Annotated in this window: 1 protein-coding gene; it reads left to right on the forward strand. The window is 47.1% G+C overall.

Features of this window, described 5'->3' with window-relative positions; genetic code table 11:
* Positions 1 to 12: 12 nt before the first annotated feature.
* On the forward strand, positions 13 to 223 hold a 211-nt coding region (locus ACYQ0O_RS13260), incomplete at its 3' end, for a transposase zinc-binding domain-containing protein (RefSeq protein ID WP_459893833.1).

Raw genomic sequence — 223 nt, forward strand, 5'->3', positions numbered from 1 at the left:
CTTTTCGGAACCATTCTTTATGCCTGTCATCACTGTGGAACTGTACAGTCCATTCCCTGTTGCTGCGGAAACCGGCATTGTCCAACATGCCAGCAGAGTAAATCGGATCAATGGCTACAAAAACAGATGGAAAGACTTCTCCCTACCCATTATTTCCTCTTAACTATAACCCTCCCCCAGGGCCTTCGGGAGGTCGCCAGATCTCATCAAAAGGTCGTTTATA

The sequence above is a fragment of the Desulfothermus okinawensis JCM 13304 genome (genome assembly GCF_054654515.1).